This window comes from Lysinibacillus sp. GW821-FHT14F06, from assembly GCF_058803665.1.
In genome coordinates, this window is the sequence record NZ_JBXAPF010000015.1 from 1 (window position 1) to 19211 (window position 19211).

A 19211-nucleotide genomic window follows, 5' to 3' on the forward strand; every position below is an offset into this window, starting at 1 on the left:
TCGTTTTGAAAAAGGGCTATACTTTTTAATTTGTCACCTTGATTTCATTGACATAATAGTATTTCAACAACATGAAAACCATACCCAAAAGTTTTGGATATGGTTATTTTTTATCGACCTCTTCGCTTGAATTTAAGAACACCAAGAAGGGCAACTATTAATAAGGTCAAACAAACGACTATTGTAATCACAGTATTTTTATCAATGACTGTTGCTTGATTTAACTGTTCATTATTTTGGCCAGGCATTCCCATCGGCCCACCATTTTGATCAGGTCGTTGCATTGGGCCGCCGCCAGCAGGGCGCTCCCCTTGATTATTGCCATCCTGATTGAAAGAAGGAAGCTGTGAAGGATCAAAATCCTCAGGCATAGGGTTGCCGTTCATATCACCATTATCATTAGGATTAGGCATCCCCATATTACCTTGTGATGTTGACGCTTCTACAACAAGCTCGCCAGACAATTGCTTTAAAATAGATGCTGATCGTTGTTTAGCAAATTCAGGGAGACTATTTTCCCCTTCTACGGCCTCTAAAAACTGCTCAGTTGTAGAGAATTTCGTAGGGTCTGCTTCCACATAAGTTGTTAATAACACTGCTAACTTTTTAGTAATGCTTTGAATATATTCTTCTGTTAAGTAATTAGTAGCCACTTCTTCTAAATAGCCTTCATATTTAGCACGATATTCTTCATTTGATAGTAAGGCATTTAATAGCGGTCTATCCTCTAATGTTGCGCCAGATACAGGGGTAGTCACACTAAAATTAATAGCACTATCTTCCATAAGATTGCCAGACATGCCTGCAGCCATATCTATCCCATTCTGATTTCGATCAACGTTTGGTTGTTGTTTAGAGCGTTCGTTATTCTTAAAATCATCTGTTGCATTGAATTGCCTAGCTTTCAAATCCTTATTGTTCTGGAAATCACTATTGCCCCCCATTCTACCGCCCCCAGCACCGAAGCCTCCAAAGGACATATTGTAATCCCAAGGTATAATCGAAAACACGCCATTGTCTTCATACAAATAGTAATTGTGCTTCATATCCCCCTGATAGCTATCCAGATTTACAAGGGCAGTGTTCACAGCAAAGTAGCGTAGCATTTCATCGACATCAATATACTTATCAATGTCACCTCCATTATTGATGGCTTCAATCATTTTAATAAACTTTGATTGATCAACATTGGCTTCATTCGTTTTTAAACCAATTCCCGTATAATCGGCAATATTATCACTAATATATTTTAAATCACTGCCTGTACCATCTGGCTTAAACAAGAAGCCGTTATTAGAGCCATAGTTATTTGCTAGGAAGGTTTCATCTACCGCTTCAACCCCTAAAAATAAACCACGTTCTTCTCCATTCACTGTGACATACATATAAGAATGTGCGGGTGTAGGTAGTCCCATTTGCTCCATCAGTTCATAAGAGATATATTCTCGCATTAAAGTAGAATCACTATAATTATTATTTAAATTTAATTTTTTCAAACCATATAAGCTCTGTGTATTATCATAGTAGTCAAAATCAATTTTTAAGCTATAGCGATCCGAATCACTGTTAACAACTGAACGCAGTGATAAATTCCCTTTTGTACGAATCGCTACATTTTCTATTTTCTTACCATTAACCGTAATATCCGCCTTCTTTAATTCCTCTGCTGCAGCATTTTCTAGCATATCTGCCCAATCTTCCTCAGCAATCTCAATATCTACTGTTGTTACTTTATTTTCATTAAACACAATATTCTCATAAGAAAACTCGGTATTTTTAGTTTCAATACCTACATTTGGAAGCACAGCATATATGACAACAAAGAGGAGAAGTAGAATTGCCATACTAAGATAGACAGCTCTTGCTTTAATCATGATTTTCACCTCTCTTTAGGTTTCTAAAATGCTTACTAAGCTGTGAAATTACCATCGTAACTAAGCATTACTGCTGATTTTACTCCTGGTACCTTTGTCAGATGATCCATTAGCTTGGCATCATTTTGTTTCACACGAATTTCATAGGTTGTTTCAATTTCATCATGTTGCATAATAGATTTTGATTTTAAGGAGAATTTTTTAGATTGTGCAGCTATAATTCTTTCTACTTCATCACAAGCTAGTTCTTCTTCAAATTTCACAATTAATAAATATGGATTTTCCACAGTAATTTTGTTTACAAAGACCAGTAGCACAAGCCCAATTAAAACTGCACCAATAATAACAAGTGGTATAAACCCTGCGCCACATAGAATCCCAGAAACGATTGACCAGAAAATATAGACTAAATCCATAGGGTCTTTAATGGGTGTTCGGAAACGCACGATTGATAACGCACCAACCATACCTAACGATAACAACACGTTTGAACTGATTCCCATAATAACGAGCGCAGTGGCCATTGTCATAATTAGCAGTGAAATATTAAAAGAATGGGAGTAAATTACACCATTAAAGGTCTTCTTATATACAGCGTAAATAAAAATTCCAACAAAGAAGGCTACTACTAAGCCAATAACTGAATCTATTAATGAAAATGAGGTTGTTTTTTCTAAAAAGTTAGATTTAAAAATATCACTAAACTTGATTGTATCCATTGTTCATTTCTCCTTTATATTAGCCATACATTCGACTAAGTTGATATTTTGAATAGGCTTCTGCACGTGTATCTACTGATTGCAGTAAATACTTAATCATATCTGGTAAGTAGTCATCATATTTCACCTCTAAAATAACTAGGTTTGGTTCAAGTACATCCACCATGGGTAATTTGGTATTAAACATATCTGTATTACGGAGACTTGATTGCACCTTACTATCAAAGGTGATTCTCACGTTTCCATAAGCATACACATATGCCTCTCTCTCATAATCGACGACCGTAACTGGTTTCAGCTGGTTATACTTCATTTCCTGATATAAATCCCGAATTAATGGGCGTTGATCTTCTTCCATCCAAGATGTTTCGCCACTACGCATTTTTTCATATTCCTTTCGGGAGATAGCACACTTTGTTTTAAAGGTAAGATTATTACGCTTACTTTTCCTTTCCAAATTAATAATGGCTGAGGATTTATCATAAACTCGTACTCGGTATTTATCACGGTTGATATAGCCCTCCTTTTTCTCATTAAGAACCTTATTAGCAAAATTATCGAAGTAAGTGCTGCGAATTAAATATTTACCTTTCATCCCTGCATGCTTGTCTAACTGCATTACATGCCATAGCTTGGATTTTAATAAGGCATAGTCGGGATAAGAAATTGCTTGTTTGATCTCCCTGCGACCGTTAGGATTAAAGGAAGTTATAGTAGACATATAAGCCACTCCTTATTTTCTCTCGATTTTGTATTCCTCTTGTTTTTCATCTAGCCAAGATGTATATTCTTCATTTATCCGCTCTTCAAGAATAGAGGCATAAACATCCTCTTTAACATCCTTGAGTACTGCCTCTTTTGCAGGTACCTTATCGGTTACTTTAATGATGTGATAGCCTTCAGATGTTTGAACGATATCACTAATACTATTTTTCTCAAGACCGAATGCCGCTTTCTCAAATGCCTCGTCCATTTGACCTCGACTAATGGTACCGATGTCACCACCATTTTCACTTGTAGCTGAATCTATTGAATATGCCTTTGCTAGCTCCGAAAAATCCTCACCGGCTTTTAGCTTTTTCAGTACATCCTTTGCGGTTGTCTCATCCTCCAATAAAATTTGACTGGCTACAACCTCTTCTTGCTGTCCATAGCTCTCCTTATTGTTATCAAAATATTGAGCTACTTCCTCATCTGTAATATCTATGCCCGTAGCAATAACATTCTTAGTAAGCTGATACATACGAATATTTTCTCTTACACTTTCCTCTGTTAGCCCATTAGCTTCCAAAGCTTCCTGTAAGGCTTCTTCACCACCATATGACTCTATTATCTCTTCATACTCTGATTGAATACTGTCCTCAGATACAGTGACGCCTTGCTTTTTTGCCTCAAGCTCAACAATTTTGTTAGCGATTAATGTTTCAAGTACTTCAGTACTGTATTGTTCACGCAACGCATCATCTAATTCTGTTTGTAGAATCTTCTCTCCATCAACCTTTGCTACGTAATCACTGCCCACAGTACAACCAGCTAGTAGCATGACGAATCCAGCAGGTAAGATTAGCGTTCGGGAAAGCCTATTTTTCATAACGTGATCCCGCCCTTTCTCTTGGCTTCTCGTTTACAAAACATACTATAAAGGTCTAATGTGTCAGTCAGATGTCAGCTTTACATTTCCTTCAAAAAATCTTTACAAAAGAAAAAGCTACCACGCCTTTTATAGCGTAGTAGCCTTTTTCAATGAAAGGTCAAAGCATGTTCCTGAGGAATTGCTTTCTATTAGTCGCAAATCGCCGCCAATTGACTGGGCCATCATTTTACTAAGTGATAAGCCTAGACCTAGTCCGCGAATTGTGTATTTTTTTTTTTCTCCTCTAAAGAAGCGTTCAAAAATAAATGCCTGTTCCTCTTGAGGAATACCATGCCCAGTGTCTCTCACAGTAATAGAAATCGAATCATTCTTTTCCAGCAATCTAATCGTTACGGTTCCCTCCTGCATGGCCTGTCTTGCATTCGTTAATAAATTCGTGACAATTTGCTGCACTCGGACAGCATCAGCCTGTACATAGACGGTTTGGGCAAGCAATTGTATATGAATTTTTACCGCTTCCTCTTCCTGCATTACCTCCCACTGGGTAACTGCATCACGTATAAGTTGATTAACATTAACTGTCTCTAGTCTTACAGGAATGGCATCGACGGCAAACTGATTGAAGGCTAATAAATCGCCAACCATAGTCTTCATTTTCGTCGTTTCAACTAGCGCCATTTGAATAAATTCATTAGCATCTTGATCTGTAACGATTCCATCCCTCACCGCTTGTAAAAGTCCACTAATTGATGTGACAGGCGTTTTAAGCTCATGTGTAACACCTGCTAATAGCTCTGTCCTTGTTTTTTCCAATTGCTCTAATCGATTAGCCATTTCCTTAAAGGACGTAACGAGCTCATAAATTTCCTCTTCCTTAATATTTTCAGGTAGATTGACTGTATAGTTACCCTCTTGCACTTGCTTCGCGGCTTCGGCGACTTGTTTGATTGGATGTGCCAAACGCCTTGACAACAAATAAATAGCTCCCCATCCTAATAAGGCAAGGGCTCCTATCAGTAACGCTAATTGACCATATGCTTGATTAACCTTCGTTAAGTTTTCCTTTTTCTCAAGCACAAGCACCCAGCCAATTACCTTCTGATTATTTTCAATTTTTCGTTTTACAACATATTGAACTGACTCTCCGCCCTTATTCATGTCGATTATTTTTTTTGTATCTTCTTCACCATCAAGTAAATTGGCCACATTTTTTGCACTGCCTGGAGGAATTGGTCGATTACTTGTTAAGACATTGCCTTCTGTGTCAGCAACATATAAAATAGGATCAATTTCTCTCATGCTAAATCGTTCTCGGTTGCCAATAAAACCTGGAATTCCACCTATAGGTCCATTATTGGATCCTGTAGTATCTGTAAGACGAAATACTGTTTCATCAGCTAAAAACTTCATCATTTCCAATCGGTTTTCAAATGTTGTTTGACGAATCCATACTGCGGATATAAAAGAGATAATGGCTAGTCCTACAAAGAGCGTCAATAAATAGCGACTTGTCCAGTAGTTGAGTAAAGATATACGTTTACCTTTTTGGAACACTTAGCTGATACCCCAATCCACGTAATGTCTTTATTTCTCCATCTGCCTCATCCCAATCTGTCAATGCCTTTCGCAGTCGCTTCACCGCTAAATCAACTGCTCGATCGCTGCCATCATACTCCCAGCCCCAAACTTGCTCAATTAACTGATCGCGTGTAAATGTTTGATTGGGATGCTCAGCCAAAAATAATAGCACTGATAAGTCTCTAGGCGTTAAAATGATCTCCTCTCCATTCAGTAGTACTCGATGTGCCTTCATATCTATTTCAAGCTCGCCAAATTTCTTTTTTTCTGCTGACTGATTTCCTTCGGCACGTCTTAGAACAGCCTTTACCCTTGCCACTACCTCATCTGCTATAAATGGTTTAGCAATATAATCATCTACACCTTGATCAAAGCCCTCTAAACGGTAATTTACATCTCCTAATGCCGTTAACATAATGATGGGACAAGAACTAATACCTCTTATTTCCTCTAAAATTCTCCAACCATTTTTCTCTGGCAACATAATATCTAGTAGCACTAAATTTGGTTGACACTCTTGAAACACAGTCAGTGCCTGCCCGCCATTAAAACATTGCATCACATCATAGCCAACCTTTTTTAAATAAGCTTTTAACACCTGACTTATGGCATATTCGTCTTCTACAATTAATATTTTTGCCATGTCCTTCACCTCGTCCCTAGCTTGCGTGTTATCATTATATCATCGGAATATGTCAGCTAAGTGTCTGGAATCCAATCAGATAAATCCGTTTAAACACGATTTATACTGACAATAAACTTTACATATTTGGAAATGTCCTTTAACCTTTTTAGTATAAACATTGCTATTCTATTGACAATGTCTTCCTACGACAATTATCATTGATTGCGAATGATAATCATTGATAATTTCATTCAAGTTAATAGATTTTCTTTATTTAGAAAATGATTAGGGGGGTAGAAAACATGATTATTGTAACAAATCGTATTCAGGTCAAACCCGGCTTTGCTGCAAAAATGGCACCGAATTTTACAAAGCCAGGACCGCTACAACAGTTTGAAGGTTTTCATAAAGTAGAGGTGTTAGTGTCAACGGATGACCCAACTTATGACGAAATGAGTGTCAACATGTACTGGGAATCAAAGGAACATTTCCAAGCTTGGCGAGATAGCGATGCATTCGCAGCTGCACATCATCGTCCAGAGCCGGGCTCAGAGGGAGCAAAACCTGAAAATAGTCCAATGATAGGCAGCAAAATCGTTATAGCAGAATTAGCGTCTTCAATCGAAGCAGCTCGCTAATTTATCATTAAATTATCTTCTGATTCTATCTAAAAAAACCCTGCATATTCGAAAATATGCAGGGTTTTTTGAAATTCTTTATTGCTGTATAAAAATAACTAAAAGGTATCCTACAGCCGATAGGCAAATTGAACCGATAAGACCTGCAATAAAGGCTTTTACACCTAATTGCTTAAAGGTTTTTATGTCTACGTTTAATCCCAATCCAGCCATGGCCATGCCAATTAAAATATAGGCAATATTAACAAATGCCTGCGCTACATTAGATGGAACTATTCCTAATGAATTAATTGCACTCATTGCTAAAAAGCCAAGAATAAACCACGGGATAATTGACAGCGAAAATGGCTCTTTTTCCTGCCCTCTCTCCATTTTCCGATAAAAAATACCAATAATGATTGCTACTGGCACGAGTAAAGCCACACGGGTTAGTTTAACAATAACCGCCATATCGATAGCTTCATTGCCACCAGCTGATGCTGCCGCAATCACATGGGCAATTTCATGTAAGGTACCTCCTGCAAAAACACCATATTCCGTTGGTGCTAACCCAAATAATGAATAGCACAATGTATAGACTAACGTGAATAACGTGCCTAGTAACGCGACAATTGCTGCACCCACCGCTGTTTCTTTTTCATTCGCTTTAATTTGAGGAGCAATAGCAACGACAGCAGCTGCTCCACAGATGGCTGTCCCACAAGCTGTTAAAATGCCCAGTTTTCGTTCGACATGAAACACCTTTGTCAAACCATAGACAATCACTAAGGCAAATACTAAATCTAATAATGCAATTAGAAAAACACTCACTCCAGCATGATAAATATCCGCTAAATTCAAGCGCATTCCTAATAAAACAATCCCAAATCTTAATAATTTTTTACTTGAAAATGATATACCGCCCTGCCATGAATCATGCACCTTAAAAGCTGCTCTCCAAGCCATTCCTAATAGAATAGCAATGACAAGCTGGCCCAATATTGAGAAGAACGGAAATGTTGAAATATATTTTGCCGATAGAGCAATAAGGAGTGTTAACAATATCCCCTTGATAAATGCTGGGGCTAGGAAGCTTTTTAATCGATTTTGTCCATTCACCATGATGTTCACTTCTTTCATCCTTTATGATTTTACTTTATTAAAAAGTTAGTCATCAGTAAAATACATATATATAATCATGATTATTAATATTTTTAATAGTAGGAGTGATGGCATGCAATATGATGCTTTAAAAACTTTTATCACACTAGTTGAGGTTAATAATTTTACAAAAGCCTCCGAAATACTCCATATTTCGCAGCCAAGTGTAAGCTTACACATTAAAAATTTAGAACAAGAACTGCAAACTACTTTATTTATTCGTTCACCAAAGTCTGTGCAAATTACACCTACTGGAGAGATTTTATATAATCGAGCAAAACAAATGATGGCCATTGCAGAGCAAGCAAAGGAAGAAATTTTAGCCTACCATCATGAGATTCAAGGTACACTTATTATTGGCGCAAGCTTTACAATTGGTGAATATATACTGCCTCCCATCATTGCGAGCCTGCAAAAGCAATTTCCTCAGCTGGAGCTTCAAATTATTATTGGTAATACGAAAGAAATCATTCAGTATACAAAATTATTGCAGGTTGATATTGGTCTTATTGAGGGGCAGGCTCATGACCATGAACTTATTATTAAACCATTTATGCAGGACGAATTATTTATTGTTAGCGCCAGTAATCATCCTCTTGTAAAGGAACCCACTATTACTGTTGAGAACCTGCAGCAGCAGAACTGGGTTGCGAGGGAAGAAGGCTCAGGTACACGCTACTATTTAGACCATTTATTTAGAGCAAATGGACTTCAAGTACATTCACTTCTTACCGTTAGCAGTAATCAGGGTGTCAAGGAGAGCGTTATACATGGGCTTGGACTTTCATTACTATCTGCAAGTGTTATTGAACGTGAATTAAAGAGTGGGGATATCAAAGTTTTACATTTAGAAGAGCAGCATTTTATGCGAACATTTTCATATCTATACTCTCCCACGATGAAAAATAAGCGTAATGCTGACACGCTTATTGAAGCTCTACTCAAAAAAGCTTAGCATGCTATTACTAGTCGCTAAGCTTACTTAATATTTCTCGGATTTAAACGTTTACGCTCCTGCTTTTGCTCTATAATATCTACAAATTTTGCAGCCGCCCGTGAAAGTGGAACACTCTTTAAATAACACATGCCTATACTACGGGCTGGTATTTGTTCAGTTAATGTTAACTCATATAAAAGTCCTCGTTGCAAATAATCCTTAGAAAATTCTTTCGTTACACAAGCAATGCCTAAATTACTACGTGCGAATTCCAGCACAAGATCATGCGACCCTAGCTCAAACTCAGGTTCGATATGTATTCCTCTTGCAAATAAATAATCTTCTACATATTTTCTGGAATTTGATTTTTGCTCTAAAAAAACAAGGGGAAATTTTAAAAGATCTTCAAAGCTTAATTTTTTTGACGTTAATGTTCGGTATTTTTCACCACATACAAAAACATCTTGAACCTCAGTACATACGGTTAACTGTAATGTCGCATCTTCTATCGGAAAATTACAAAGTCCTATATCCACCTCACCAGACTTAATAAAATTACAAATTTCCGATGTCGTCCCATTTAACATTTGCAATTTTATGTTCGGATACATGGTATGAAATGCCTCTAGATATGGCATTAAAAAAAAGCGGGAAATCGTATCTCCTACACCAATTTTTAGTTGACCAGTTGTTAAATTTTTAAATTCCAGTAGCTTTTCCTCACCAGCATCTAAAAGACCTAACGCTGAATTCGTATACTCGTATAAAAGACTACCTTCAGTTGTTAGTGTTACCCCCTTAGGTGTGCGATTAAAGAGACGTGTACCAAGTTCCTTTTCTAATTGCATCATGGCTTGGCTAACAGCTGGCTGTGTCATATATAAATCCCTAGCAGCCCTTGAAAAGCTATTATTTTTAGCAACAACACTAAAAACACGGTATAAATCTAACTTCCCTATCATATAAGCACTCCTTATAGCTATTATACGAACTATTAATTTTACTTATATCATTAAAGGAGCGTATAGTAAAATTATATTGATTTTTATTCACATAAAACATTTACCTGTTAATGAGGAGAGATTATTTTGGAACGTGTAGTTGGTACAGTTGTAAGAGGTCTTCGTGGTCCAATTATTAACGAAGGCGATGATATTGAACAAATCGTTGTTGATACGGTATTAAATGCCGCACAGATTGAAGGCTATTCAATTGAAGATCGAGACATTGTCACAGTAACAGAATCTGTCGTAGCACGTGCACAAGGTAACTATGCATCAATCGACGACATCGCAGCTGACGTAGCTGCCAAATTTGGTGATGATACTGTTGGTGTTATTTTCCCTATTCTTAGCCGTAACCGTTTCGCAAACTGCTTACGTGGTATTGCTAAAGGCGTTAAAAAAGTTGTTCTTATGTTAAGTTATCCATCTGATGAGGTTGGTAATCACCTAGTTGATATAGACGAGCTAGATGTAAAAGGAATTAACCCTTGGACAGATACATTAAATGAAGTTGAATTCCGTGAGCATTTCGGCTATAAAAAACACACATTTACAGGTGTAGATTATATTGAATATTATAAGGAATTAATCGAAGCTGAAGGCGCTTCTTGTGAGGTTATCTTTTCAAATAATCCAAAAACAATTTTGGACTATACGAAGAGTGTTTTAACTTGTGATATTCATACACGCCTACGCACAAAACGTATTCTAACAGTGAATGGGGCTGAAAAAGTATACAGCCTTGATAATATCTTATCAGCATCTATGAACGGTTCAGGCTTCAATGAGGAATACGGTTTACTTGGCTCAAACAAAGCAACAGAAGATAGTGTGAAATTATTCCCGCATACTTGCCAGCCAATTGTTGACGGTATCCAAGCAAAAATCAAAGAGGCTACTGGTAAAACAGTTGAAGTCATGATTTATGGTGATGGTGCATTCAAAGATCCTGTAGGTAAAATTTGGGAATTAGCTGACCCTGTTGTTTCACCAGCCTATACTGCTGGATTAGATGGAACACCAAATGAAGTTAAACTAAAATACCTAGCAGATAATGATTTTGCTGATCTTCGCGGTGATGAATTAAAAGCAGCGATTTCTGACTATATCCAAAATAAAGATGAAGATTTAACTGGTCAAATGGCAGCTCAAGGAACAACACCTCGTCGCTTAACAGACCTAATTGGTTCTCTATCTGACTTAACATCAGGTTCGGGTGACAAAGGAACACCAATGATTTATATTCAAGGCTATTTCGATAATTACACTAAATAATACAAAAATGAACTCTCGTTACTAAAGAGAGTTCATTTTTTATTTACATTTAAGTGAGGATGACAGGAATTGAACCTGTAAACCCTTTTCTATAGGGATATGCAGCCCTTGCACACTTCCTCATAATATATAATTTTTGATTGATAGATTGATGTAGTATTACATTTTTCTCAGTCCTTTTTTAATAATTAGAAATCACAGTTAAATCAGGTTTATTTTAAACGATTAGGAATGACTTCTTCTTGTAACCAATGCTCACTTGTTTGAACATGATGCAATCTGACAAATTTCCCTAAATTATATTGGAAATCATCATAATGAAATGATCCCGCATTTCTAATGACATAACCTTCTTGTTCACCATCAAAAAATGATTTACCAGTAAATGTACGTTTTATTTTTTCTTCATCGAAAATCCCTCGATATAAAACAGGTGCGGTTTCAATACCTAACTCAGCGGCAAAGGCAACTGTCTCATCCCAGCTCAAACAAATATTCTCTTCATTCCAAATACTAAATAAATAAAAGTAGCTTGTTAACGCTTGATAATAAATGGAATGCTTGGCGTAAACATTTTCTCCACATAGACGCCAATCTTTTGGAATCCGATATGCAAAACTCGCGTGAAATGTTTTTACCCAATGTCTAGAAGGATGATTGGCTGAATCGATGCTTCTGGCATGCATATAGTCTTTGTAAAGTGTAGTGCCTTCTCCATCTAATTTTTCAGTGACAACCACTTCTTTTCCTATAAAATGATTCACGTTTTTAGCAACCTTATCATCATGGGTATAGCTTCTACTCCAAGGTAAATGAAAGCTTCTTGGATATTTCTTTAATTTCGTCATATCTCCACTTCTTTTCTCTATTGTTTATTTGGCAAATTGATCTGCCTCACGGAAAAAGTAAAGCCTTGTTAATAAATCGCCATCTAATAAATGATAAATTTGGCTTCCACCTCTATCGCCCCCATACTGTATTAACATATGGAACTGCACTAAATGTACAACCTTTAAAACGAAATCCTCTTCAAAGCCCAACTCTAATAAAAAATGACAAACCATTTGAGCCGATACATTTTCATGGCCAAAATAGCCATACCGTTGTTGCAGTGGTTTAAATTTTTTACAAAATGGCTTCCCAACATCATGGAATAATCCTGCTATTTGTAATGCCAGCTTATCACTTTCCAAATAGTATTCATTGATATAGGCAAACACAAAATAAGTATGCTGACATAGTAGAAATTGATGATGTGGATTTTCTTGATTAAAATGATAAATTTCTTTAAATAGTGGGACTGATCGAAGTGTTTGAAAAAGCTTTTCATAAGTGGGTTGGCTTTGAATAAGTGAAATAAATTGTTGTCGAGAAATGTCATATGGACTTGATTCATGTACAATATGCACTACATCGAATCCTTCTCCTACTGTTGGGAATTCTAAATGCTTTCTCATTTTTTCCATCACCATCAATGGTACTTGCCGCTTCCGTTGTTGGTTTCTTGCTACACAACTTGAATAGGGTGTATCAAAGTAATAGCATTCCTTCTTAATCGTGCTTGGTAATTTACGAAGTGCAAACATCCTGCGTTCTCTTTCAATATTTGTGGCATCTACTATGACAGAAAAACCTTTTGCCACTAAGTCATTAAGACGCTCATATAATGTGCGAAAGACCACACGTGATTTCTGCTTAGTTGCGTCACCAAACAGCTCCTGCCGTATAGCATCACTTGAAAGAACAATCGCTTCTTCCCTTTTCGCTAGCTGTTTCACAAATGTACTTTTTCCACTCCCAGGCAACCCCACTGTAAAGATCACCTTCATCCTTTTCACCTCCCTTCAAGTTTCTATATCGTGTTTCGTGTCATATTCTTTAGGTATGGACACCAATTTTAATAATTATTTATTGTAATCAGTCATATTGGGTGGAGGTATTACATATAAAAAAGACTGCTCCACCTTTTTGTAGAGCAGTCTTTGTATATTAATATTTTATTACTTTACACCGTTATTGTATCATAAATTTACAAAAATTACTAGACTATACTTCTTTGCGAAGTAGATGTATGATAAATCTCCTGATTCAATCACCCTACTTTTTCCCTTGGGATAGATGTGTTTGTATACTGAAAAAGGTGTTTGGACAACCATTTAGAGAATCACAATTACCTTCTTCTCACCATCTTTATAGGTGAGGGTTACTGCCGCAGTAAGAGAAAAATATGGAGAGGAATGTGAGTAAACGTTGGAAAATCAAAATGAATGGCAAGAAGAAAAACATCACCTTGAGCATAGTTTAAACCTCATTGATTACAAAAAAAACGAATTACTGCTTAAAGAAAAAGGCTTCAAGGAAAATGCTGTCGCACTGAAGAAAACTTTTTGGAACGATGTCAGAGTCAATTTAGATACTGCTGAGGATGTTGATGAAACTTTTTTTGCAATTAAGCAACAGGTAGAGCTTCTATCTGACTCAGAACTTGCACAGCAGCGTGCAATTCGGAATGTAAAGGTTTATGAACGTTTACAACAGTCACCCTATTTTGCTCGTATTGACTTTTTACAAAATGGGCATCAAGATCCTTTAAAAATTTATATAGGTGTTGCCACATTATTGGATGAACAGGATGAAAATATAGTTATTTATGATTGGCGTGCACCTATATCGAGTATGTACTATGATTACACACCAGGTGGAGCCTCCTACGACACAATAGCAGAAGAAGTTCATGGTGAAATGTTACTAAAACGACAATTTATTATTAAAAATGGGCAGCTACAATCCATGTTTAATACTGGTCTTACCATTGGTGATGACTTATTGCTTGATATCCTCGCACAAAATGCAAACGAGCATATTCGCAGTATCGTTACAACGATTCAAGCAGAACAAAATAAGATTATTCGCCATGTTCACTCACGCTATCTCATCGTAGAGGGTGTTGCGGGTAGTGGCAAAACAGCTGTTGCTCTTCAACGGGTAGCCTATCTGTTGTATCGTTATCGCAATGAAATGACGGCCGATCAAATTTTATTGATTACACCTAATCAACTTTTTAATCAATACGTCCATACGGTCTTACCTGATTTAGGTGAAGACAATATGCAACAATTGACGTTCATCGAGTATGCTGAAAAACGTTTAGGTCGACAGTTCCAAATAGAATATCCTTATGAGCAACTTGAAGATCTTTTAACAGAAAAGAATGACGCTCATTATCAAACAAAATTAAGCACTATTTCTTTTAAAGCGAGCCTTGCTTACAAACAATTAATGGATCAATATGTAAGCTATTTATCGAATAAAGGCTTATTATTTAAAAATATTGTTTTTCGTGGAGAACGAATTATTAGTGCCAAGGCAATTACGGAATACTTCTATTCTTTCCCTTTGTTAATGTCAATACCTGACCGCCTACAATTAGTGAAAGAATGGATATTGCAGCAACTAACGAAATTTGAAAGGGAGGAGCGCAGAAAAGAATGGGTAGAAGAAGAAGCTGAACTATTAGACAAGGAGGACTACTCCAAGTCTTTCAAGGAGCTTTTATATGAGGGACGCTATACAGAAAACTCTTTCGATGATTTTGATCAAGAACGCAAAAAATTAGCGAGACAAATTGCCAAAAAACACTTTAAACCATTACGCAACTCCGTTAATCAGTTAAAGTTTGTTCATATATTAGGTACGTATCGCCAACTTTTTGATCTGAATAGTCCCATTCATAAAGAATTACAGCACCTTATGCCTGATGATTGGGAGGATATTTGCCAGCAAACACTCCCTAATTTAGCAAAACGTCTGATTGTCTATGAGGATGCAGCACCATTTTTATATTTACAGGACAAAATTGAAGGGCAACAAACAAATATGATGATACGTCATGTTTTGATTGACGAAGCACAAGATTATTCTCCATTCCAATTAACTGTTTTACAGCAGCTATTTCCAAAAGCACGTATGACAATTTTAGGAGATGGACATCAAACGATTCATCCGCATACCTTTGATAATCCTTCACTGCTTGACCCTCAATTATATGGCGAGCATGCAAAAAAAATGATTTTAACGAAAAGCTACCGTTCAACAAAGCAAATCATTCAACTCACTGCCAAGATTTTAAACGATGGTAGTGAAGTAGAGGCATTTAACCGAAATGGTCCAGAACCATCGATTACTATCGTGCCGAATGAAATCGATTTAGTTGAACAAATTATCCAAAACATCAGCAATCTATCTACCAAATTTGAAACCATTGCTGTTATTTGTAAAACTGCAGCTGAATGCTCTGCTGTTTATGAGCAATTAAGCAATCAAGTAGATATTCAACTAATTAACCACAATACCAAGCAATTTAAAAAGGGTATATTATTACTACCAGCATATATGGCAAAAGGTATCGAATTTGATGCAGTACTTATCTATAATGCATCTGCTGCTAATTATTCAAGAGAAAACGAACGATACTATTTCTATACAGCCTGCACGAGAGCTATGCATGAGTTGCACATTTATTCCATCAACAAATTAACGTATTTCCTACAATAATAGGCAACAGGAGAATCTGTTCCTTACAGATTCTCCTTTATTTTTATATATAGAATGTGTAGTCTTCTGGAATAACACGTTTTAGGAATTTTTTTGTCCGCTCTTCTTTTGGATTTACAAATATATCATGCGGGCTTCCCTCCTCTACAACGACTCCGCCATCCATAAATATTACTCGGTTGGCTACATCCTTTGCAAAGCCCATTTCGTGTGTGACCACAAGCATTGTAGTACCTTCAGCTGCTATGTTTTTCATGACCTGTAGTACCTCACCAACTAACTCTGGATCGAGTGCAGAGGTTGGTTCATCAAATAAAATAATATCTGGATTTAATGCCACTGCTCGTGCAATACCAACTCGTTGCTGTTGACCTCCAGACAACTGACTTGGATAGGCATCATATTTTTCTGAAAGTCCTACTTTATCAAGTGCCTTTTTGCCAATCTCAATTGCCTGCGCTTTTGGTACCTTTCGACCAATGATAAGACCTTCTGTAACGTTTTCTAGAGCCGTTTTATTAGTGAAGAGATTATAGTTTTGAAAGACAAATGCTACACGCTGACGAATTGCATGTACGTCTTTTTTCTTTACATGTTGAAAATCTACTTGAATATCTCCAAATGTTGCATGCCCCTGATCAGCATTTTCCAAAAAGTTAATGCATCGTAATAAGGTTGTTTTTCCTGAACCACTGGGACCTAAAATAACAACAACATCACCTTTATCAATGGCTAAATCAACGCCCTTTAAAATTTCATTATTACCAAATGATTTATGGATATTTTTTATCTCTAACATACTTCATCACCCCTTAGGCATTTGCCGCTTTAAATTTACTTAAATGCTTTTCATATCGTTTAAAGAGAAATTCAACGGTACTACATAAAATTAAGTACACAATGAAAATATCAATATATGCTTCAACATAATTGTAACCAACATTTGCAGCTACCTTTGCCTTCAAAGTGATTTCGGGTAAGGACATTGCATAGCCTAAAGATGTCGCTTTAATGAGATTTACAGTAGCCGTACAAATATTTGGCATAGCCACTACTAAAGCTTGAGGAATAATTATTCGGCGGTAAGCCTGGAATGTTGTTAAGCCCGTTGCATGTGCTGCCTCTAGCTGGCCTTTTTCAATCGTACTTAAAGCAGAACGAAATACCTCAATTAAAATAGCTGTTGTACTAAAGGCAAAAACAATAAATGCGTACCAAATAGGATTGATTTTATAAATATCATAGCTAATATTGTATTTTTCAAAAATAATTTTTAGCATTAACGGAATGCTACTATACATAATAAAAATTTGAATAATTATGGGTGTTCCTCTAACAAAGGAGACATAGATCTTTGCTAAATGATGAATAACTGGAACTTTATTAATACGTGTTAATGCCAGTAAAAAACCAAGTGGCAAAGCAACGAGCAACGCAACGATGGTTACAAGGAGTGCAATAGGAACACCTGATAATGCTACAAAAAATGTTTCAAGTAAAAATTGATAATTCATGGCTTCCCCTCCCTACGTTGTTTCTAATGTCTTTTTCCCTTTGCCAAAAAACTTTTCTAGCATAGCAAAGAATTTTTCAATAATAATTGAAAGCACCCAATAAACAATGGCTAAAGCAATGTATATCTCTAATGCATGTGCATTAATATTACTTGCGATAATTAAGTTTGCCTTTCCAACAATGTCTATTAAGCCAATCGTATAAGCAAGTGCCCCCTCCTGTAATAACGCAATCATGCCGTTCCCAAAGTTTGGTAAGGCAACAACAAGTGCTTGGGGGAAAATAATACGTCGATAGGCTTGAATTGGCGTTAATCCTACACTAACTGCCGCTTCAAATTGACCTTTGGGGATAGCTAAATATGCAGAACGTATCACTTCTGACATAATTGCTGCGAACTGCAATGTAAATGTCACCACAACAAAAATCGCTGTTTCAATCGAATGCAGATTTATACCAACGTTTTCTGCTAATGCTGGTACACCATAGTAGACAAGGAATAATAGAACAATTGATGGTGTACAACGCATAATTGTTGTATATAAATTCGCTAATTTTTGTAATAATTTCACAGTGCTTAACTTTGCAGCTGCTAATAATAAGCCAAATATTGTGCCTAATACAATGGAAGATCCTGCTACTAAAAAGGTCACCTTTAAAAAGGGCAATAATACAGGGATTGAATTCCAAATGTATGATGCATCAAAATACTTCTCCATTTCCTCACCAACTTTTATAAATGTCTGGATACAGCATAGTAATTTTTCTCTTTGTATGAATAAAGACTGCTGAGTATACTGACTCAACAGCCTTTTATTCGATAGTAGAGCTGCTAACATTTTCTCTTAGTAAGAGAATTCATTAATTACCGCCTATTAACGGTTCACTTTTTCTAACACTTCAAATAAATCTCGCCCGTAAAACTTCGTGCTTAACTCATTTGTTTTCTTTTGCTCTTTAATCTGTGCTATAGCTTTATCATAAGCATCTGCAAATTCTTGTTCTTTTTTATTAAACAATGGCCATGTTTTAATAACAGCAAATTCGTTGTAAACTACATCATCTTTTAAGTTATGATAAGGACCATTCTCTGCTAAAACTTGTTGCTTAAATGGACCTTCAATCATAACTCCGCCATCTACACGTTTTTCATTTACCCATTGCACAACATCAACCGTAAATGCATCTCCAGCCTGTAATTTTACTTGATTGTCAGGATGAGCTGTGTTGTACTCATCAATAATTGTATACTGGGCATTATTCGCAGCAATCGGTGCTAATGAATAGCCCTTATTCGCAAAGTCTTCTAATGTTTTTATACCTTCATCTTCTTTTCGTAATACTAAACCAGCACTACTTAATCCTAAAAATTCTTTCGGGAAAATAAACTTTTCTGTACGTTCCTGGGTAAAGAATGCATTTTTAACCCCTACTTGATATTTCCCTTGTTCTACACCAATCAGTAAATCATCGCTTGTTGTTCCTACATATTCAAACTTATATTCAAGTAATAATTCATCCACTAGCTTCATCACTTCAACATCGTAGCCTGTTGGATTACCTTTATCATCTATATAACTAATTGGCTTAGTAGCCTGATCAAAAGCGACCTTTACTGTACGTACTTTTGCGCCATCATCATCCGATCCTTTATCTGATGATTCCTCAGAATTACAGCCTGCTAAAATAGCTAGTGAAGCCAATCCTATTGCCGCAAATTTAAAAATCTTGTTCTTTGGTTTAAACATATGTCATTTC

Annotated in this window: 18 protein-coding genes and 1 tRNA gene; 4 read left to right on the forward strand and 15 right to left on the reverse strand. The window is 36.4% G+C overall.

What is annotated here, in order from left to right; translation table 11 throughout:
- Positions 1-110: 110 nt before the first annotated feature.
- From AC1RNS_RS14265 to AC1RNS_RS14290, 6 genes are all read right to left on the reverse strand, one after another.
- The gene (locus AC1RNS_RS14265) at positions 111-1874 is read right to left on the reverse strand and encodes a CotH kinase family protein (protein ID WP_492993562.1); all 1764 of its coding nucleotides are present in this window, start codon (positions 1872-1874) and stop codon (positions 111-113) included.
- Between the two features lie 35 nt (positions 1875-1909).
- Positions 1910-2593, reverse strand: a complete 684-nt coding sequence (locus AC1RNS_RS14270) for a DUF4956 domain-containing protein (RefSeq protein WP_492993564.1) — start codon at positions 2591-2593, stop codon at positions 1910-1912.
- Positions 2594-2612: 19 nt separating this feature from the next.
- Positions 2613-3314 (reverse strand): polyphosphate polymerase domain-containing protein, encoded by a 702-nt coding sequence (locus AC1RNS_RS14275; RefSeq protein WP_492993566.1) that lies wholly within the window; start codon positions 3312-3314, stop codon positions 2613-2615.
- A 12-nt stretch (positions 3315-3326) separates the two neighbouring features.
- Entirely contained in the window at positions 3327-4184 is an 858-nt protein-coding gene (locus AC1RNS_RS14280; RefSeq protein ID WP_492993568.1) for a peptidylprolyl isomerase, read from the reverse strand.
- A 129-nt stretch (positions 4185-4313) separates the two neighbouring features.
- Complete coding sequence (locus AC1RNS_RS14285; RefSeq protein ID WP_492993570.1) at positions 4314-5741, reverse strand: HAMP domain-containing sensor histidine kinase; 1428 nt, start codon at positions 5739-5741, stop codon at positions 4314-4316.
- Positions 5725-6408, reverse strand: coding sequence for a response regulator transcription factor (locus AC1RNS_RS14290; RefSeq protein ID WP_492993572.1), 684 nt, complete (start codon positions 6406-6408; stop codon positions 5725-5727). Before AC1RNS_RS14290 ends, AC1RNS_RS14285 begins: the two co-directional genes overlap by 17 nt.
- Positions 6409-6692: 284 nt before the next feature.
- On the opposite strand from AC1RNS_RS14290, the gene AC1RNS_RS14295 reads away from it, so the two are divergent.
- On the forward strand, positions 6693-7028 hold the full coding sequence (locus AC1RNS_RS14295; RefSeq protein WP_492446655.1) for a heme oxygenase: 336 nt from the start codon (positions 6693-6695) through the stop codon (positions 7026-7028).
- 78 nt (positions 7029-7106) lie between these two features.
- Here the strand turns inward: AC1RNS_RS14295 and AC1RNS_RS14300 are convergent, their stop codons facing one another.
- Positions 7107-8129, reverse strand: a complete 1023-nt coding sequence (locus tag AC1RNS_RS14300) for a YeiH family protein (RefSeq protein WP_492993692.1) — start codon at positions 8127-8129, stop codon at positions 7107-7109.
- Positions 8130-8241: 112 nt separating this feature from the next.
- On the opposite strand from AC1RNS_RS14300, the gene AC1RNS_RS14305 reads away from it, so the two are divergent.
- Positions 8242-9123: a LysR family transcriptional regulator gene (locus AC1RNS_RS14305; RefSeq protein ID WP_492993573.1), complete on the forward strand. Its 882-nt coding sequence runs from the start codon at positions 8242-8244 to the stop codon at positions 9121-9123.
- Positions 9124-9146: 23 nt separating this feature from the next.
- Here the strand turns inward: AC1RNS_RS14305 and AC1RNS_RS14310 are convergent, their stop codons facing one another.
- Positions 9147-10067, reverse strand: coding sequence for a LysR family transcriptional regulator (locus AC1RNS_RS14310; RefSeq protein WP_427548613.1), 921 nt, complete (start codon positions 10065-10067; stop codon positions 9147-9149).
- Positions 10068-10193: 126 nt separating this feature from the next.
- On the opposite strand from AC1RNS_RS14310, the gene AC1RNS_RS14315 reads away from it, so the two are divergent.
- Complete coding sequence (locus AC1RNS_RS14315) at positions 10194-11384, forward strand: coenzyme F420-0:L-glutamate ligase (protein ID WP_492993574.1); 1191 nt, start codon at positions 10194-10196, stop codon at positions 11382-11384.
- Positions 11385-11438: 54 nt separating this feature from the next.
- On the opposite strand, the gene AC1RNS_RS14320 is transcribed toward AC1RNS_RS14315, so the two are convergent.
- From AC1RNS_RS14320 to AC1RNS_RS14330, 3 genes are all read right to left on the reverse strand, one after another.
- Positions 11439-11506: transfer RNA gene (locus AC1RNS_RS14320), tRNA-Ser, on the reverse strand.
- Positions 11507-11596: 90 nt separating this feature from the next.
- Positions 11597-12232 carry an RNA ligase family protein gene (locus AC1RNS_RS14325; RefSeq protein WP_492993576.1) on the reverse strand — a complete coding sequence of 212 codons (636 nt, stop codon included), beginning with the start codon at positions 12230-12232 and terminating at the stop codon, positions 11597-11599.
- A 24-nt stretch (positions 12233-12256) separates the two neighbouring features.
- Positions 12257-13213, reverse strand: a complete 957-nt coding sequence (locus AC1RNS_RS14330; RefSeq protein ID WP_492993577.1) for an AAA family ATPase — start codon at positions 13211-13213, stop codon at positions 12257-12259.
- Between the two features lie 421 nt (positions 13214-13634).
- Between AC1RNS_RS14330 and helD the strand changes: the two genes are divergently transcribed.
- Entirely contained in the window at positions 13635-15938 is a 2304-nt protein-coding gene (gene helD / locus AC1RNS_RS14335) for an RNA polymerase recycling motor HelD (protein WP_492993579.1), read from the forward strand.
- 43 nt (positions 15939-15981) lie between these two features.
- Here helD and AC1RNS_RS14340 read toward each other — a convergent pair whose 3' ends face one another.
- The 4 genes from AC1RNS_RS14340 to AC1RNS_RS14355 all read right to left on the reverse strand — a co-directional run bounded on the left by AC1RNS_RS14340 (position 15982) and on the right by AC1RNS_RS14355 (position 19201).
- Positions 15982-16737: an amino acid ABC transporter ATP-binding protein gene (locus AC1RNS_RS14340; RefSeq protein WP_283870123.1), complete on the reverse strand. Its 756-nt coding sequence runs from the start codon at positions 16735-16737 to the stop codon at positions 15982-15984.
- 13 nt (positions 16738-16750) lie between these two features.
- Positions 16751-17452 carry an amino acid ABC transporter permease gene (locus AC1RNS_RS14345; protein WP_492993581.1) on the reverse strand — a complete coding sequence of 234 codons (702 nt, stop codon included), beginning with the start codon at positions 17450-17452 and terminating at the stop codon, positions 16751-16753.
- 12 nt (positions 17453-17464) lie between these two features.
- Entirely contained in the window at positions 17465-18172 is a 708-nt protein-coding gene (locus AC1RNS_RS14350; protein WP_492993582.1) for an amino acid ABC transporter permease, read from the reverse strand.
- A gap of 156 nt (positions 18173-18328) precedes the next feature.
- A complete protein-coding gene (locus AC1RNS_RS14355; protein ID WP_492993584.1) occupies positions 18329-19201 on the reverse strand; it encodes a transporter substrate-binding domain-containing protein in 873 nt (290 codons plus the stop codon).
- Positions 19202-19211 lie beyond the last annotated feature (10 nt).

Excerpts from the sequence above, each read along its gene's own strand:
- AC1RNS_RS14270 (WP_492993564.1), bottom strand. The coding sequence starts at position 2,593 with ATGGATACAATCAAGTTTAGTGATATTTTTAAATCTAACTTTTTAGAA.
- AC1RNS_RS14310 (WP_427548613.1), bottom strand. The coding sequence starts at position 10,067 with ATGATAGGGAAGTTAGATTTATACCGTGTTTTTAGTGTTGTTGCTAAA.
- AC1RNS_RS14345 (WP_492993581.1), bottom strand. The coding sequence starts at position 17,452 with ATGAATTATCAATTTTTACTTGAAACATTTTTTGTAGCATTATCAGGT.
- AC1RNS_RS14295 (WP_492446655.1), top strand. The coding sequence starts at position 6,693 with ATGATTATTGTAACAAATCGTATTCAGGTCAAACCCGGCTTTGCTGCA.
- AC1RNS_RS14280 (WP_492993568.1), bottom strand. The coding sequence starts at position 4,184 with ATGAAAAATAGGCTTTCCCGAACGCTAATCTTACCTGCTGGATTCGTC.
- AC1RNS_RS14305 (WP_492993573.1), top strand. The coding sequence starts at position 8,242 with ATGCAATATGATGCTTTAAAAACTTTTATCACACTAGTTGAGGTTAAT.
- AC1RNS_RS14275 (WP_492993566.1), bottom strand. The coding sequence starts at position 3,314 with ATGTCTACTATAACTTCCTTTAATCCTAACGGTCGCAGGGAGATCAAA.
- AC1RNS_RS14325 (WP_492993576.1), bottom strand. The coding sequence starts at position 12,232 with ATGACGAAATTAAAGAAATATCCAAGAAGCTTTCATTTACCTTGGAGT.
- AC1RNS_RS14355 (WP_492993584.1), bottom strand. The coding sequence starts at position 19,201 with ATGTTTAAACCAAAGAACAAGATTTTTAAATTTGCGGCAATAGGATTG.
- AC1RNS_RS14265 (WP_492993562.1), bottom strand. The coding sequence starts at position 1,874 with ATGATTAAAGCAAGAGCTGTCTATCTTAGTATGGCAATTCTACTTCTC.
- AC1RNS_RS14290 (WP_492993572.1), bottom strand. The coding sequence starts at position 6,408 with ATGGCAAAAATATTAATTGTAGAAGACGAATATGCCATAAGTCAGGTG.
- AC1RNS_RS14330 (WP_492993577.1), bottom strand. The coding sequence starts at position 13,213 with ATGAAGGTGATCTTTACAGTGGGGTTGCCTGGGAGTGGAAAAAGTACA.
- AC1RNS_RS14340 (WP_283870123.1), bottom strand. The coding sequence starts at position 16,737 with ATGTTAGAGATAAAAAATATCCATAAATCATTTGGTAATAATGAAATT.
- AC1RNS_RS14300 (WP_492993692.1), bottom strand. The coding sequence starts at position 8,129 with ATGGTGAATGGACAAAATCGATTAAAAAGCTTCCTAGCCCCAGCATTT.
- AC1RNS_RS14350 (WP_492993582.1), bottom strand. The coding sequence starts at position 18,172 with ATGGAGAAGTATTTTGATGCATCATACATTTGGAATTCAATCCCTGTA.